The sequence below is a fragment of the Peptoniphilus vaginalis genome, assembly GCF_900176605.1.
Lineage (GTDB): Bacteria > Bacillota > Clostridia > Tissierellales > Peptoniphilaceae > Peptoniphilus_A > Peptoniphilus_A vaginalis.
This window is the reverse complement of the sequence record NZ_FXLP01000005.1, coordinates 212,607-226,961: the sequence shown is the minus strand read 5'-3', so window position 1 is coordinate 226,961 and position 14,355 is coordinate 212,607. Positions and strand designations below refer to the sequence as shown.

Sequence of the window (14,355 nt, the reverse complement as noted above, 5' to 3'; positions counted from 1 at the left end):
AAACCTACCTTATAAACATGGCATCACCAAAGCTGAAAAATCTATATTTTTTCTTTACTGCTTCTTCATAGGCCTTTAAAATAATTTCTCTACTTGCTAGGGATGACACGAGCATTAGAAGGGTGGATTCTGGCAAGTGAAAGTTTGTTATAAGTGCATCGACACATTTAAACTTATAAGGTGGATAAATAAATATATTTGTAAATCCACTTTTCTCACATACTCTTCCATCTTCATTGGCAATTGACTCAACAGTTCTCACACTTGTAGTCCCAACTGCAATCACTCTGCTTCCCCTGTCTTTAGCTGCATTAATTCTATCTGCAACTTCCTTTGTCATTACATAAAACTCAGAGTGCATTTCATGTTCGTCAACATTTTCTACCTTAACTGGTCTAAAAGTTCCCAGTCCAACATGAAGAGTAATGTAACAAATTTCTACACCCTTATCTTTTAATTTTTCAAGAAGTTCTTTTGTGAAGTGAAGTCCTGCAGTTGGTGCTGCAGCTGATCCTTCTTCCCTGGCATAAACTGTTTGATACCTATTTTTATCCTCTAGCTTTTCTGTTATATAGGGAGGAAGTGGCATTTCTCCAAGTTCATCTAGGATTTCTTCAAATATCCCATCGTACTCAAACTTTAAAAATCTGGATCCATCTTCGGAGATATCTACAACCTCAGCAGAAAGTTTGTCACTAAAAATAATTTTTGTTCCTAATTTTGCTTTTTTACCAGGCTTAGATAAACATTCCCAAATATCATCTTTTCTATTTAAAAGAAGAAATTCAATCTTTTCTTCTCGCCCTTCCCTGTGTCCATAAATTCTTGCAGGCATTACCTTGGTGTCGTTTAATACCAACAAATCACCCTTTTTAAGATAATCTATTATGTCATAAAAATGTTTGTGTTCCATTTCTCCAGTTTCTTTATCTAAAACTAAAAGTCTGGAATGGTCTCTCTTTTCTTCAGGATGTTGTGCTATTAATTCCTTTGGTAAGTCGTAATAAAAATCTTTTGTTTTCATTTTTGCCTTTCTATTATTTTATCTTTTCTATATTTATACCTGGAAAATAAAATCCAATAATATCCTTGTAATTGCTTCCTTTTTTAGCCATTTCGACAGCACCATACTGACTCATGCCGACACCATGTCCGTATCCCTTACCACTTACTAATATTTTATTTCCTATTACATTTACATCAAATAGGGTTGACTTTATAATTGTATTGCCAATTTTTTTCCTAAAATCAGTAGCCTTGATTTTTACATCTCCATTAGATGTAGAAAAAGTCAAGTTATTAACTCTATTTGAATTATTATAGTCAAGACTAACACTAAATACGTCAGATAAATTTAACTTCTTTAAGTCACTATCTTTAAGCTCATAATTCCATGGATGAACTGAATAAGGATCTTCTTGTGCTATAAGATAAGGAACACTATTTCCGCCCCAAGCCTCAGAAGATGAAACTGTATAACCACCAGAAGAAGCGCAAAAAATTGTCTCTGCAACTTCACCCTTATACTTAATAACTTGTCCAATAGTTTCTTCTACAGCCTTATTTGTAGATTTATTTTCAACATCTTTTCCATAATATACTTGTGATCTTGTAGTATCATCAAGATTGTAACCATTTTTTTTGAACTTGTTGTAGTTGTTTATGGCAAAAGATCTTGAGCAAAGTGCTTGAGCCTTTAAAGATTCCATTGGAAAGCTTGGGCTCATTTCTTTAGGAAGAACTCCCTTTAAGTATTCATCTATCTCCACCCTATTTACTACATCAAGTTTTTTATTGTTAACTCTAAAGGAAATTGCTCCTCCATAGTTTCTCTTAATCTTGTCAACGTAAATCGGCGAATCAGAAGATATTAAAAAAGCTCCATTTTGAGGGAAGTTTTTTAATGTAAAGTTTTTACCATCTATGTTAATTTTACTACCGTCAAATATAATATTAATCTCTTTATTATTTGTATTATTAATGACTTGTTCATCAGAAGTAATAACTTTTAGATTAGATTTTGATTTTAATTTTAAATTTTCCCCAACAGAAATAGATTTTCCAACTTTTATGTCAATCTTGTCATAGTCTTCCTTAGCAAAGATATTTAATGGCAGTAAAACCAAAAATAAAGCTAACAATAATATTTTTTTCATTTCATTCATCCTTATACTCCAAACCAAAATGATCATAGGCCCTCTTAGTGGCCACTCTTCCTCTAGGCGTTCTAATAATAAAGCCTATTTGCATTAAATAAGGCTCGTAAACATCTTCTACTGTTCCCTTATCTTCACCAATAGCTGCTGATATCGCATCAATTCCCACTGGTCTTCCGTTGAATTTCTCAATCATAGTGAGTATTATTCTTCTGTCAATATTGTCTAAGCCAAACTTATCGATTTCAAGAAGGTTCAGTCCCTTTATAGCAACTTTTGTTGTTATAACTCCACCTTCTTTTACTTCAGCATAGTCCCTTACTCTCTTTAAAAGTCTATTGGCAATTCTTGGTGTTCCTCTTGATCTTCTCGCAATTTCTAAAGCTCCCTCTTCTTCTATGGGAACATTTAAAATTTTTGCCGACCTCATTATAATCTCAACTAGAGACTTACTATCATAAAGGTCTAGCTTAAGCATAACCCCAAACCTATCTCTAAGAGGTGATGTAAGCATACCTGCCCTTGTAGTTGCCCCAATAAGTGTAAAGGGTGCAAGGTCAAGTCTTATAGACCTTGCAGAAGGTCCTTTGCCTATTATTATGTCTAAAGCATGGTCCTCCATAGCAGGATATAAGATTTCCTCCACAGACTTATTTAACCTGTGAATTTCATCTATAAAAAGAACATCATCATTATTTAAATTTGTAAGAATACTCGCTAGGTCTCCCTGTTTTTCAATTGCAGGACCAGATGTAACTTTTAGGTTAACACCCATTTCATTGGCAATTATACCAGCAAGTGTAGTTTTCCCAAGTCCTGGTGGCCCACTTAAAAGTGTGTGATCCAAGGGCTCTGACCTGTTTTTGGCAGCTTCAATAAAAATTTTTAAATTCTTAACTACCTTTTCTTGGCCAATATACTCTTCTAACCACTTAGGTCTAAGACTTACTTCCCTAGCATCGCCATCAATAAGCTCTGGCTCCACTAATCTATTTTTTTCCATTTTATCAACCCATTAATTTTAAAGCTTCTCTTATTCTCTCAGAAATATCAAGTGAAGGATCTACTTTGTCTAATGCATTTTTAGCATCATATACATTATAACCCAAGGAAATTAGAGCCTCAACTGCTGAATCATCCTTTTCCTCGATAATTTCTACTTCATCAGTCATAGAAGTCAAGTCTAAGTCTAACTTCTCAACCTTGTCCTTTAATTCAAGGATTATCCTCTGAGCAGTTTTTTTACCAACACCTGGTAATTTTGTAAGAGATTTTTCATCCTTTGATACAATGTATTTTGCAATGTTAATTACATCATCGCCATCAAGAATTCCCATTGCTAGCTTAGGTCCAATTCCCGTAACACTTGTAAGAAGATCGAAGGCATCTCTTGTTTCTATATGTCTAAATCCATATAAAATTGCTGCATCCTCTCTTAAAACCAGCCTGATGTTAATGAAAACTTCCTCTTTTTCATAAAAAGTGTGAAGTTCCCTTTCTACCATATTTACAATATAGCCTATTCCATTGGATTCAAGTACTAGGTACCCCCTATCAGTAGAGTGAACTCTTCCCTTTAAAAATTCTATCATTATATCATCCTAAAACTTTCTTTAAACTTAATTGAGCTTCCATGAGTTATTGCAACTGCCAAGGCATCTGCAACATCATCTGGTTTTGGAACTTTCTCTAAGTTTAAAATAATCTTTACCATCTCTTGAACTTGATTTTTTGTAGCTCTTCCATAACCAACTATGGCTTGTTTTACTTGAAGAGGAGTGTATTCGTAGAGTCCTGCTCCAGATTCTTTGGCAACTAAGACTTCAACTCCACGAGCTTGAGCAACTGTTATTGCTGTCTTTACATTCTTGTTAAAAAAAAGTTCTTCAAAGGCTATGTCATCGGGTTTATACCTTTCTATAAGATCATTCATATCTTGGTATATTGCATTTAGCCTTTCTGGAAGTGGAACTTTTGCCTCTGTTGTTATTGCTCCGTAATCCAAAACTTTATAAGAATTCCCTTTGAGTTCTATAAATCCATACCCAACAATAGCTATCCCTGGGTCAATCCCCAAAATTACCAATTTATCACCACTTTAAAAAGGATAGTATAAAACTATCCTTACTTGTATCTCTTTAAAACTCTGTCGTTAACTCCATCCCAAAAAGCATTTCTAAAAACTCTGAAACAATCTATGTATAGAAATTTAGAAATCTTATTATTTAAAATTTCAATTTCAGAATCAGTTAAGTATGAGTCAACTTCTTTTATTTCAACGTCGTCATCTTGACTTCTAAAAATAAGCTGCAAGTCTAGGTGGTCGTTTATACTTTGGATCTTACTATTGAGAAGTCTTTTTCTAACATCAGTAAGAGTGTTTTTTATAAAAATCCTTATTTGCCTATCTTTTCTTATTTCCTTGAAAACTAACTTCTTAAAAGATAAAACTTCCTCGTTCTTAAATTCATATTGAAAAAGTTTCTTTCTATTGTAAAGTTCATCTATAGTAAGGTGCTTCAAGGTTATTATCTCAAGCATATTAATGTGCTTTTTTGAGTTAAAACCGAGCCTATATCCCTCTAAGTATAAATATAGTTCAAGCCTATTTATATCATCATGAATAAGATTGGAGAGGTTTCTCGATATAAGTTCAATTCCCTCTTTTTGCCTATAAACCTTTACAATATCCTTTCTCAAATTCTCAAGAGTAACATACCTTGGATAAATGTTTTCAATAGACTCGTAAACATTGTAAAGATTCAGTAAAATGTTTATGCTATCCAAGTCGCCCTTGTACAAGAAGTTTGCGATTAGGTATTTTTTTATATCTTTAAAGGCAAGCCTTTTATAAGGTGTCTGATTTAATTTTTCAGCCAAATCCATAAAAAATCCTCCGTTAGTTCGTATAAAATAATTATACTATAAGTCACGGAGGATTGAAATCCAAATTGTAAATGTAATGTAATTATAATAATTTAATTTTGTTTTCTTTACAGAAGTCTAAACTCTTTTCATCCCAAACGCCTACTTGAACTTCACCAATGTGTTGCTTTTCTAAGAAGAACATACAAATTCTTGATTGACCAATACCTCCACCTACAGTGTAAGGTAAATCTGCATTCATAATATTTTGGTGATAAGGAAGTTTAAACCTTTCAGTTGTATTTGTAAGTTCGCATTGGCTCTTTAGAGATTCTTCGTCAACACGAATACCCATACTTGAAACTTCAAGAGAGTTATCTATGACTTCATCCCAGAACAAGATGTCCCCATTTAGGTTCCAATCATCATAGTCAGGTGATCTAAGATCGTGTGGCTTGCCAGACTTTAGTTCATGACCAATTCCCATGATGAAGACTGCTCCCTTTTCCTTACAAATTAATTTTTCTCTTTCCTTAGGAGTTTTTCCTGGATACTTATCTTCTAATTCTTGGGAAGTTATAAAGAAGATTTCTTCTGGAAGTTTCTTTGAAAGAATGTAAGGATAAGTTTGATTAATATATTCTTCAGTTCTTTTAAATACAGAATAAATTTCTCTTACAATTAAGAAAAGATACTCCTTATTTCTATCAGACTTATTTATAATTTTTTCCCAGTCCCATTGGTCTACATAGGAAGAGTGAATTTCATCAAGCTCTTCTTCTGCCCTAATGGCGTTCATATCAGCGTAGATTCCTTCATACATATTAAATCCGTAATCCTTAAGGGCATTTCTCTTCCACTTAGCAAGAGATTGAACAATTTCAACATTGATTCCATAATGTCTAAGATCAAAGTCTACAGCTTTTTCTCCATTTAAGTTGTCGTTAAGCCCTGTTTCAGGTCTTACAAATAGAGGGGCAGAAACTCTTTGTAAGTTTAGAGTGTTTGCTAAATCTCTTTGAAAGTAATCCTTAACTGACTTGATTGCTATCTGTGTCTCTCTAAGATCTAATTTTGTAGCACTAGAGTTGTTCCTCATTTTTTTCCTCCCTAATTATAAAAATCTTTCACCCACAATAAGCGAAAGATTTCTTTTAAATATATTGTATATCAAAATCTCCTTGAAATTGGAGACTTGATTCAATAACTAAAATAGAAATATTTGTACAAAGATTTAAAGCAAAATTTAAATCATTGTCAAAAGAATGATCTGACCCCTTGTATTGGTCTATAACATCTATTAAATACTTCATAACTCTTTCTTCAAGTTTCATATCAGAATCTTCTAAAAAATTAATATCATCAACACTGATTACTGAAGAAAAATCTTTTTCTAGGTATTTATTCTCCCTTGCATAAAGAGCTAAGTCTTGCTCGTACTTAACGTGTTTTCTCAAATTTTCTACGAAAGTCATTCTGTAAGCATGAGGATAGCAAACAAAATCACATAGATAGTGCATTATTATGCCAAGCCTCTTGCTCACATAGTTAATTAATAATTTGCTTTCATTTCCTTCTGAATAAGAAAATCTTGAAAAGAAAATTAATTTAGTAATTTCCTTTGCTATATATTCTCCAGATTCGTCGAAATAATGTCTCTTCAACTTATAATAAGGAAGGACATCAGGGGCAACTGATCCCCAAAGCACTTTTCCTAAATTTAAATTGACATTGTATTTGTCTTTTATTCTATCGTGGACAATCCTTGCCACGATTTTATGTGTATCTGGTAAAATTTTTAAACACATCCTAAATAAAAATTTTCATCATATTTACAAAAAGATTTTATACTTTTATAGCAAAATTGTCAATTTTTAGTTTGTCTTGTCTAGTTCCTTTGATATTACGTCCCAAATATTTGAAGTTTCAAAGCCAAGTCTCCAGCTTCCAACTCCTGCTAGATTATATTTGTTAACAAGGGATACCTTCTTTTCAAGTGAATTTGCATCTTCAATCCAAATTTTATAGTTAGCATTGTTTTCTTGATACTCAACATAATTTTGTTGTGACTCTTTATCCCAAACTGGTCTCAAGCCTTTGGCAGCGATTATTCTAGCAACTTCATCCATAGAAATTGTCTTAGAAGTTACCTTGCCACCAGCTTCCTTCCACATTCTAGTGTAAAGTGGGACTCCAAGAATCATTTTTTTATTTGGTATGCTTCTAAATAATACATTGACTGATCCTTCTACCCACTTGTATTGGGCAACAGATCCAGCCTTGTCAGAAGATCCCCAGTGTTGGTCGTAGGCCATCACTACCATATAGTCAGCAATATCAGCAAGAGCCTTTCTATCATAAGGTTCCTTTGTAACATCAGCTGATATTTGTGGTGTAACATCAACAGATATAATGAAGTCATCACCTACAGCTTGCCTAAACTCTTTTACAAAGTCTGTTATATAATCTCTATCGTCTACCCTTGTATGTTCAAAGTCAATATTTATTCCCTTCATTCCATACTTCTTGCAAAGTTCTAAGGTTTTATTTATAACTTTCTTACGAGTGTTTTCATTTGATAGGGCCTCATGAGTTACATTTGGATCAAAGGAGTTGTCAAGATATGCCCAGACATCTATTCCAAGGTCCTTGTATTTTTTAATATAATTTTGATTTCCCCTGTCAATCATATCCCCATTTCCATTCCTAATGGAGAACCAAGTTGGTATTATAACATCAAGTCCCTTAATTTCTTTTATTTGGTTTATTTTGTCTTCAGAATGTTCTGCATAAGTGTAGTCCCAAGTTAAGTTTATTGGATTGGCAAATGTATTTTTTGAAGTTGACTTAAAGGAAACTTTCTCAAAGTTTTCATCTAGGTCCTTCTTTAAAACATAACCAGCATATCCTTCAGGCATTCTGACCTTGCAGCACTTACCCTTTTCTTCATATACATATAGTTCCTCTCCCTTAGGTAGCTTTTTAATAATTGGGCTCCTCTTAGAATCAGATTCTCTTAATAAGGTTTCAGATGTAGTTTTTGTTAAATCATAATCCTTATCCCTGTAGTCAAGAAGAAGTAGTCTAATGTCCTTGTTGTATCTTAACCTAACATCATAGTCATAGATAAAGGCTTCAATTGGAAGCATAATCTTTCCATTTTTTTCAATAACAGGAGCACGCAAATCAATTGTACCGCTGTTGAACTTTGCTTTGTATTCATTTAATTTTAAAATTTTATTAGCATGATCGTTGTTGATTTTAACTTCTCCAGTTGACTTATCATATTCTACACCCTTATCGAGGTATTCTTTTATGTAGTCAAGGGAAAGATAAATCATTCCATCTTCAATGCAAAAATCGTCCTTATCAATGTCCTTGTCTTCTGTCAAAAAGTTAAACTTATCGTACTTAGTTGAAATTTTGCTAGTTCCTCTATTTTCAACAAATAAAAATGCACCAGCTGCTAGGACAATAATTAATAAGAGTCCCACAAAAAGTTTTTTCAAATTTATCACCCTTTTTTAATTTATTTGCTCAAAATAAAAGATACTAAAAATAGGACTTAAAGTCCCATTCTCAGTAGTTTGTTTTTTCTCTAACTTTTGCAGCCTTACCTTGTCTATCTCTAAGATAGTAAAGTTTAGCACGTCTAACTCTACCCTTTCTTGTAATAACAAGATCAGCAATTCTTGGTGAGTTAAGTAGGAAAGTTCTTTCAACTCCAATACCGTAAGAAATTCTTCTTACTGTGAAAGTCTTTCTAGCGCCTTTTCCTTGAATTTTTAAAACAGTACCATCGAATACTTGGATTCTTTGTCTTTCGCCTTCGATAATTCTGTAGTGAACGCTAACTGTATCTCCAACATTAAATTTAGGTAAGTTTTCATTTATTTGTTCTGCTTCAATAGCTCTAATATAATCCATTGTCTTTACCTCCTTCCAGTAAATCTTTCAAAATATCTTTTTCTTCATCATTTAAAGTTTTATCTTTTAATAAGTCAGGCCTTTTCTGTAAAGTATTTTTTATAGACTCTCTGAGCCTATACTTCCTAATTTTTTCATGATCTCCACTTAAAAGAATATCAGGAACTTCAAGTCCTCTAAATTCTCTTGGCCTAGTGTATTGGGGATGTTCTAAAAGTCCATTGTAGTGTGATTCATCCTCAAAGGACTCCTCACTAGCAAGTACACCATCAAGTAGTCTTGACACGCCATCAATAATAACCATAGATGCCAACTCTCCACCAGTTAAAACATAATCACCAATGGAAATTTCTTCATCAACATAATTTTCAATGACCCTATTGTCAATACCTTCATAGTGACCGTTTAAAAGAATAATGTGTTCTTCATTTTTTAAGTCTTTTAGCTTATCCTGTGTAAGCACCTTGCCCTGTGGGGACATATAATAAACTTTAGATCTTTCTGTCTTTACAGATTCTATTGCCTCTACTATTGGTTTAATTTGCATTAGCATACCAGGTCCACCGCCATAGGGGTAATCATCGACTTGTAAATATTTGTTGACGGCAAAATCTCTAATATCTACAGTTTCTAATTCTAGCTTTCCTTGGCCAATAGATCTTCCAACAATAGAAAAATCTCTAATATTATTTATGAATTCGGGAAATAATGTTAAAACACTAATTTTCACAAAATCATTCCTTCTATTAACTTAATAGTTATTGTTGAATCTATTTTTTTTATAAATTCTTTTACTCCAGGCACCTGATAAGTTTCCTTGTCCTTGCCTTCTACGACAAAAATATCATTAGCAGGGTATTCCAATACTTCCTTTAAGACTCCAATGTAATTGCCATCAGTGTCATAAACTTCTTTTCCAATTAAATCAGAAACATAGTATTGGTCTTCCCTAAGTTCTAACCTGTCTTCATCCTTAATATAAAGCTTAGACCCTTTTAGATTTAGAACATCGTTTATATTTTCATAGCCTTCAAAGCTTAAATAGACAAAATCATTAACTCGAACTTTTTTAATAAAAAATTCTTTTAAATCTTCACCTACAAAGACGCTCTTAAGTTTAGAAAACCTCTTTTTGTCAAAGGTATAAGGATCAACTTTAAGTTCCCCCTTGATACCATGAGTATTAATAATTTTACCAATGCAAGTAATTGAATCTTTAATATTCTTCAATTTCCAAATTAACCTTTACATCTTCTTTTAGTGAAACAGCTTTTAAAATTGCTCTTATTGCCTTAGCAATTCTACCTTGTTTGCCAATAACTTTTCCCATTTCATTTGATGCAACTTTAAGAGTAATATAAATTGAATTATCATTCTTAGTCATTGCTACATCAACTGAAGAAGGATCGTCAACTAAAGATTTAGCAATATATTCAATTAATTCAACCATTTGGTCCTCCAAACATACTGTTATTCAGTAGCTTCTGATTCACTTGCTTCTGCTGTATTATTTGAGTTAGCACCAGCGCTGTACACTGAGTTTTCTCTGAAAAGTCTGTCAACTGTATCAGTAGGCTTTGCACCATTCTTAATCCAGTTGTTAGCTTTTTCTGCATCTACAACAACTTCCTTAGGAGTTGTAAGTGGGTTATAATAACCAATCTCCTCGATGAACTTTCCATCTCTAGGGCTTCTAGAGTCTGCTACAACTATTCTATAAAAGGGTTTTTTCTTAGCACCCATTCTTCTTAGTCTAATTTTAACTGCCAAATTATTCACCTCCACAAAAAAATTTATATATTAAAATATATAAGCTAACTTAAAAGGAAAAAGGTAATTTAAACTTTCTCTTTCCCATTGTCTTGGACATATTTCCAAATTGTTTCATCATCTTTCTCATGTCCTTAAACTGTTTAATAAGTTTGTTTACATCGGCTGGACTAGTTCCAGATCCCTTTGCTATTCTCTTCCTTCTGGAAGAATCTATAATTTCTGGCTTTTGTCTTTCCTTCTTAGTCATAGAAAGAATAATAGCCTCTACTTTTGCAAATTCATTATCAGGTAAGCTAATACCCTTTAGAGCCTTGCTGTTCATACCAGGAATCATTCCTATTATATCTTCAAGTGGCCCCATATTTTTCATTTGCTGCATTTGGTCTAGGAAATCTTCAAAAGTGAAAGTTGACTTCCTAAGCTTTTCTTCAAGTTCCTTTGCCTTCTTATCATCAACAGCTGATTGTGCCTTTTCGATTAAGGAGAGCACATCTCCCATTCCAAGTATTCTTGAAGCCATTCTATCTGGATGAAAGACTTCAATATTATCCATTTTTTCACCGCTGGCGATGAACTTAATAGGAACATCTGTAACCGACCTAATTGATAGGGCAGCACCACCTCTGGCGTCACCATCAAGTTTAGTTAAGATAACACCTGTTAACTTTAACATGTCATCAAATGTGTCAGCAACATTTACTGCATCTTGACCTGTCATTGCATCGAGGACAAGAAGAACTTCAGATGGTTCAAGTGCCTCGTGAATATCTTGAAGCTCCTTCATAAGGGCTTCATCTATGTGAAGTCTACCTGCAGTATCTATGATGACTACGTCATTTCCATTTTTCTTGGCATGTTCAAGAGCTGCCTTGGAAATATCTACTGGAGAAATTTTATCTCCCATAGTAAATACTGGAGTATCAACAGACTCACCAACAACTTGAAGTTGTTTTATAGCTGCTGGTCTGTAAACGTCACAAGCAACTAAAAGAGGTCTTTTTCCATCTTTTTTTAATTTATTGGCAAGCTTACCACTTGTAGTAGTTTTACCTGCACCCTGAAGACCACACATCATTATAACTGTTGGTTTCTTTGAGAAGTCAATTTTAACCTCGCTAGTACCCATTAAACTTGTGAGTTCTTCATTAACAATTTTTATTACTTGCTGGCCGGGAGTTAGGGATTCTAAAACTTCTTTTCCCAAAGCCCTTTCCTTTACTGCCTTGACAAAGTCTTTTACAACTCTGAAGTTTACGTCAGCTTCAAGAAGTGCAAGTTTTACCTCACGCATTGCCGCGTCAATATCTTTTTCAGATAATTTGCCTTTACCTCTTAAGTTTTGCAAAGTATTTTGCAATTTATCGGATAAACTTTCGAATATCAAAAATCCACCTCCTAGTCAAAAAGTATTTCTCTAAGCTCTTTAATTTTTAAATTATTATTTTGACTTAGACTTTCTTTTTCTATACTTTCTAAAATGCTTTCTATTTTTTCATTTTTTATTTGTTTCTTAGCTTCTTCTTTTTTTGCATTTTTTATAAGCTCAAGTTTTGCTTCAAAATCTTCTAAGTTGTTCTCTGCTCTCTTTAAGTTATCGAATACTGCTTGCTTAGATATATTAAGTTCAGATGAAATCTCATTGATTGTGCAATCATAAACATAATACATTAGGGCAGCCTTCATCTGCTTTTCAGTAAGAAGCTTTCCGTAGAAATCAAGTAAACTGTTCATCCTGAAAAATTTCTCATTCATTATATCACCTCACCATTTTTCTCATGAGGTCAACCTCTTTACTTGACCTATCTAATTCTAACTAATTGCCTACTTAATGTCAACATTTATTTTAAAGTTTTTTAATTTTTTATGAATTTTTTGGCTTCTCCACTATCATCAGTTAACTTTTAATGGAAAGAGTATGACAACTTATTAAATTTTTATTATGTAGCAAAATAATATGACTCCACAAAACTTTGTAACTTATTAATTTTCTGTTAAGTCATAAAAATTCTTTGCTTTGTAATTTTCTATAAAGCCATAAATTTTTATTACTTTATGATTTTTTGCAGTTTTGTTAGTTTATATAACTTAATGACATTTTATTTTTCAATTTTTCTAACTAGATTTAAAATTATTTTCCACAATAGGGCTTTCTATAATTTTTTGTGGACTTAACTTAAAAGTTTGTATTAAAAAAGTAGGTCCTAAGACCTACTAAATAATTTTATAAATTTTAACCAAAAATTGTTTCTAAGAAGCTATCAATGTTAAAGTCTTGAAGGTCATCAATTCCTTCCCCAACTCCTATAAGCTTAATAGGGATTCCAAGTTCTGATTGAAGGGCAACAACAACGCCACCCTTGGCTGTTCCGTCAAGCTTTGTTAGTGCAATTCCTGTTATGTCAGTTGCTTCTCTAAAGGTCTTAGCTTGGTTAATTGCATTTTGACCTGTTGTTGAGTCAAGTACCAATAAGTTTTCTCGATTTGCTTCTGGGAACTTGTTAGAAATAATCCTATTAATTTTTTCAAGTTCCTTCATTAGATTAGACTTGTTGTGAAGTCTTCCTGCTGTGTCAACTATAAGGACGTCAGTTTTTCTAGCCTTTGCTGCTTCAATTGCATCGAAAACAACCGCCGCAGGATCTGACCCTTCAGCGTGACTAATTATATCAACGTGGGCCCTATTGCCCCATTCTTTTAACTGATCAATAGCTGCTGCCCTGAAGGTATCTGCTGCACAAACAAGAACTGACTTGCCATCTCTTTTAAATCTTGAAGAAAGCTTACCAATAGTTGTTGTCTTACCAACTCCATTTACTCCAACTACTAAAATAATCACTGGTGGATCTGTCTTAATTGGAGTGTTTAACTCTGGATTCATAAGTTTTTTTGCTTCTGCCATTAAAAGTGGCTTAACCTCTTGTGGATCATTAATCTTTTCCCTGATTATTGTTTCACGCAAGTTGTCAATTAGCTTCATTGTGGTTTCCATTCCAATATCTGCTGATATTAAAATATCTTCTAGATCTTCAAGCATTTCGTCATCAATTTTGACATAGGCACCTAAGACAGTGTTGATTTTAATTCCAACTTCTTTTCTAGTCTTGTCTAGACCTGCCTTTAGTCTTTGGAAGAGAGAAACTTTTTTTGGCTCTTCTACTATCTCTTCTACTTCTTCTACTTCTTCATTATCATTAGCTTCCTTAGTTTCTTCTTTAGTTTCTTCTTCTACTTCAGAAAGATTTCTTTCCTCTGAACCTTCTTCAAGCTCTTCCTTAATTTCTTCTCTTTCTTCTTGAACTTCTTCTGCTTGGATTTCTTCCTTTTTATCTAAAGCTTCTTCAACAACTTCCTTGTCTATAGAAGCTTCCTTTGTGTCTTCTATTTTTACTGAATTGTCAACATCTTCATCAGAAAGTTTGCCTTCCTCTGAAGCTTCTTCTAACTTTTCTTCTATTTCTTCTAACTCCTGAGCTTCTTCTTCCCTAATCTCCTCATTAGTTAAAATAATTTCTTCATCAGCATCTTCCTTGGGTGCAACTTCTTCAGAAAGCTTCTCTTCAATTAAGTCTTCCTTAATTTCTTTGTCATCTTTTTTCTTAAATTTATCCTTAAACCAATTAAACATATCTATCTC

17 protein-coding genes are annotated in these 14,355 nt (G+C 33.1%); all 17 read right to left on the bottom strand.

Annotation, left to right across the window (positions count from 1 at the left end; genetic code table 11):
* Nucleotides 1-4 precede the first annotated feature (4 nt).
* On the bottom strand, nucleotides 5-1,024 hold the full coding sequence (gene queA, locus CAN42_RS05855; RefSeq protein WP_085875917.1) for a tRNA preQ1(34) S-adenosylmethionine ribosyltransferase-isomerase QueA: 1,020 nt from the start codon (nucleotides 1,022-1,024) through the stop codon (nucleotides 5-7).
* Nucleotides 1,025-1,037: 13 nt separating this feature from the next.
* The gene (locus CAN42_RS05850) at nucleotides 1,038-2,156 is read right to left on the bottom strand and encodes a SpoIID/LytB domain-containing protein (RefSeq protein ID WP_085876375.1); all 1,119 of its coding nucleotides are present in this window, start codon (nucleotides 2,154-2,156) and stop codon (nucleotides 1,038-1,040) included.
* A gap of 1 nt (nucleotide 2,157) precedes the next feature.
* The gene (ruvB, locus tag CAN42_RS05845; protein ID WP_062571111.1) at nucleotides 2,158-3,159 is read right to left on the bottom strand and encodes a Holliday junction branch migration DNA helicase RuvB; all 1,002 of its coding nucleotides are present in this window, start codon (nucleotides 3,157-3,159) and stop codon (nucleotides 2,158-2,160) included.
* Between the two features lie 4 nt (nucleotides 3,160-3,163).
* Entirely contained in the window at nucleotides 3,164-3,748 is a 585-nt protein-coding gene (gene ruvA, locus CAN42_RS05840; protein WP_085875916.1) for a Holliday junction branch migration protein RuvA, read from the bottom strand.
* Entirely contained in the window at nucleotides 3,748-4,242 is a 495-nt protein-coding gene (gene ruvC, locus CAN42_RS05835; RefSeq protein ID WP_085875915.1) for a crossover junction endodeoxyribonuclease RuvC, read from the bottom strand. Before ruvC ends, ruvA begins: the two co-directional genes overlap by 1 nt.
* 38 nt (nucleotides 4,243-4,280) lie before the next feature.
* Nucleotides 4,281-5,042, bottom strand: a complete 762-nt coding sequence (locus CAN42_RS05830) for a hypothetical protein (RefSeq protein WP_062571108.1) — start codon at nucleotides 5,040-5,042, stop codon at nucleotides 4,281-4,283.
* A gap of 82 nt (nucleotides 5,043-5,124) precedes the next feature.
* Nucleotides 5,125-6,120 (bottom strand): aspartate--ammonia ligase, encoded by a 996-nt coding sequence (gene asnA, locus CAN42_RS05825; protein ID WP_085875914.1) that lies wholly within the window; start codon nucleotides 6,118-6,120, stop codon nucleotides 5,125-5,127.
* A 55-nt stretch (nucleotides 6,121-6,175) separates the two neighbouring features.
* Nucleotides 6,176-6,829, bottom strand: a complete 654-nt coding sequence (locus CAN42_RS05820; RefSeq protein WP_062571106.1) for a zinc dependent phospholipase C family protein — start codon at nucleotides 6,827-6,829, stop codon at nucleotides 6,176-6,178.
* Nucleotides 6,830-6,895: 66 nt separating this feature from the next.
* Nucleotides 6,896-8,539, bottom strand: a complete 1,644-nt coding sequence (locus tag CAN42_RS05815; protein ID WP_342364441.1) for a glycosyl hydrolase family 18 protein — start codon at nucleotides 8,537-8,539, stop codon at nucleotides 6,896-6,898.
* 61 nt (nucleotides 8,540-8,600) lie between these two features.
* Nucleotides 8,601-8,948: a 50S ribosomal protein L19 gene (gene rplS / locus CAN42_RS05810; RefSeq protein WP_062571104.1), complete on the bottom strand. Its 348-nt coding sequence runs from the start codon at nucleotides 8,946-8,948 to the stop codon at nucleotides 8,601-8,603.
* Nucleotides 8,935-9,678 (bottom strand): tRNA (guanosine(37)-N1)-methyltransferase TrmD, encoded by a 744-nt coding sequence (gene trmD / locus CAN42_RS05805; protein ID WP_085875912.1) that lies wholly within the window; start codon nucleotides 9,676-9,678, stop codon nucleotides 8,935-8,937. The genes rplS and trmD overlap by 14 nt, the downstream gene beginning before the upstream one ends.
* Nucleotides 9,675-10,178, bottom strand: coding sequence for a ribosome maturation factor RimM (gene rimM / locus CAN42_RS05800; protein ID WP_062571102.1), 504 nt, complete (start codon nucleotides 10,176-10,178; stop codon nucleotides 9,675-9,677). Before rimM ends, trmD begins: the two co-directional genes overlap by 4 nt.
* Nucleotides 10,165-10,398, bottom strand: coding sequence for a KH domain-containing protein (locus tag CAN42_RS05795; protein ID WP_085875911.1), 234 nt, complete (start codon nucleotides 10,396-10,398; stop codon nucleotides 10,165-10,167). Before CAN42_RS05795 ends, rimM begins: the two co-directional genes overlap by 14 nt.
* A gap of 20 nt (nucleotides 10,399-10,418) precedes the next feature.
* Nucleotides 10,419-10,718: a 30S ribosomal protein S16 gene (gene rpsP / locus CAN42_RS05790; protein ID WP_005956761.1), complete on the bottom strand. Its 300-nt coding sequence runs from the start codon at nucleotides 10,716-10,718 to the stop codon at nucleotides 10,419-10,421.
* A 49-nt stretch (nucleotides 10,719-10,767) separates the two neighbouring features.
* Nucleotides 10,768-12,105 (bottom strand): signal recognition particle protein, encoded by a 1,338-nt coding sequence (ffh, locus tag CAN42_RS05785; protein ID WP_085875910.1) that lies wholly within the window; start codon nucleotides 12,103-12,105, stop codon nucleotides 10,768-10,770.
* A gap of 11 nt (nucleotides 12,106-12,116) precedes the next feature.
* A complete protein-coding gene (gene ylxM, locus CAN42_RS05780; RefSeq protein ID WP_062571099.1) occupies nucleotides 12,117-12,473 on the bottom strand; it encodes a YlxM family DNA-binding protein in 357 nt (118 codons plus the stop codon).
* A 478-nt stretch (nucleotides 12,474-12,951) separates the two neighbouring features.
* Complete coding sequence (ftsY, locus tag CAN42_RS05775) at nucleotides 12,952-14,346, bottom strand: signal recognition particle-docking protein FtsY (RefSeq protein WP_085875909.1); 1,395 nt, start codon at nucleotides 14,344-14,346, stop codon at nucleotides 12,952-12,954.
* Nucleotides 14,347-14,355: the final 9 nt, after the last annotated feature.

Bases quoted from the DNA above. Each gene is read 5' to 3' on its own strand.
- queA (WP_085875917.1), bottom strand. From the start codon at position 1,024: ATGAAAACAAAAGATTTTTATTACGACTTACCAAAGGAATTAATAGCA.
- CAN42_RS05850 (WP_085876375.1), bottom strand. From the start codon at position 2,156: ATGAAAAAAATATTATTGTTAGCTTTATTTTTGGTTTTACTGCCATTA.
- ruvB (WP_062571111.1), bottom strand. From the start codon at position 3,159: ATGGAAAAAAATAGATTAGTGGAGCCAGAGCTTATTGATGGCGATGCT.
- ruvA (WP_085875916.1), bottom strand. From the start codon at position 3,748: ATGATAGAATTTTTAAAGGGAAGAGTTCACTCTACTGATAGGGGGTAC.
- CAN42_RS05830 (WP_062571108.1), bottom strand. From the start codon at position 5,042: ATGGATTTGGCTGAAAAATTAAATCAGACACCTTATAAAAGGCTTGCC.
- asnA (WP_085875914.1), bottom strand. From the start codon at position 6,120: ATGAGGAACAACTCTAGTGCTACAAAATTAGATCTTAGAGAGACACAG.
- CAN42_RS05820 (WP_062571106.1), bottom strand. From the start codon at position 6,829: ATGTGTTTAAAAATTTTACCAGATACACATAAAATCGTGGCAAGGATT.
- rplS (WP_062571104.1), bottom strand. From the start codon at position 8,948: ATGGATTATATTAGAGCTATTGAAGCAGAACAAATAAATGAAAACTTA.
- CAN42_RS05795 (WP_085875911.1), bottom strand. From the start codon at position 10,398: ATGGTTGAATTAATTGAATATATTGCTAAATCTTTAGTTGACGATCCT.
- ylxM (WP_062571099.1), bottom strand. From the start codon at position 12,473: ATGAATGAGAAATTTTTCAGGATGAACAGTTTACTTGATTTCTACGGA.
- ftsY (WP_085875909.1), bottom strand. From the start codon at position 14,346: ATGTTTAATTGGTTTAAGGATAAATTTAAGAAAAAAGATGACAAAGAA.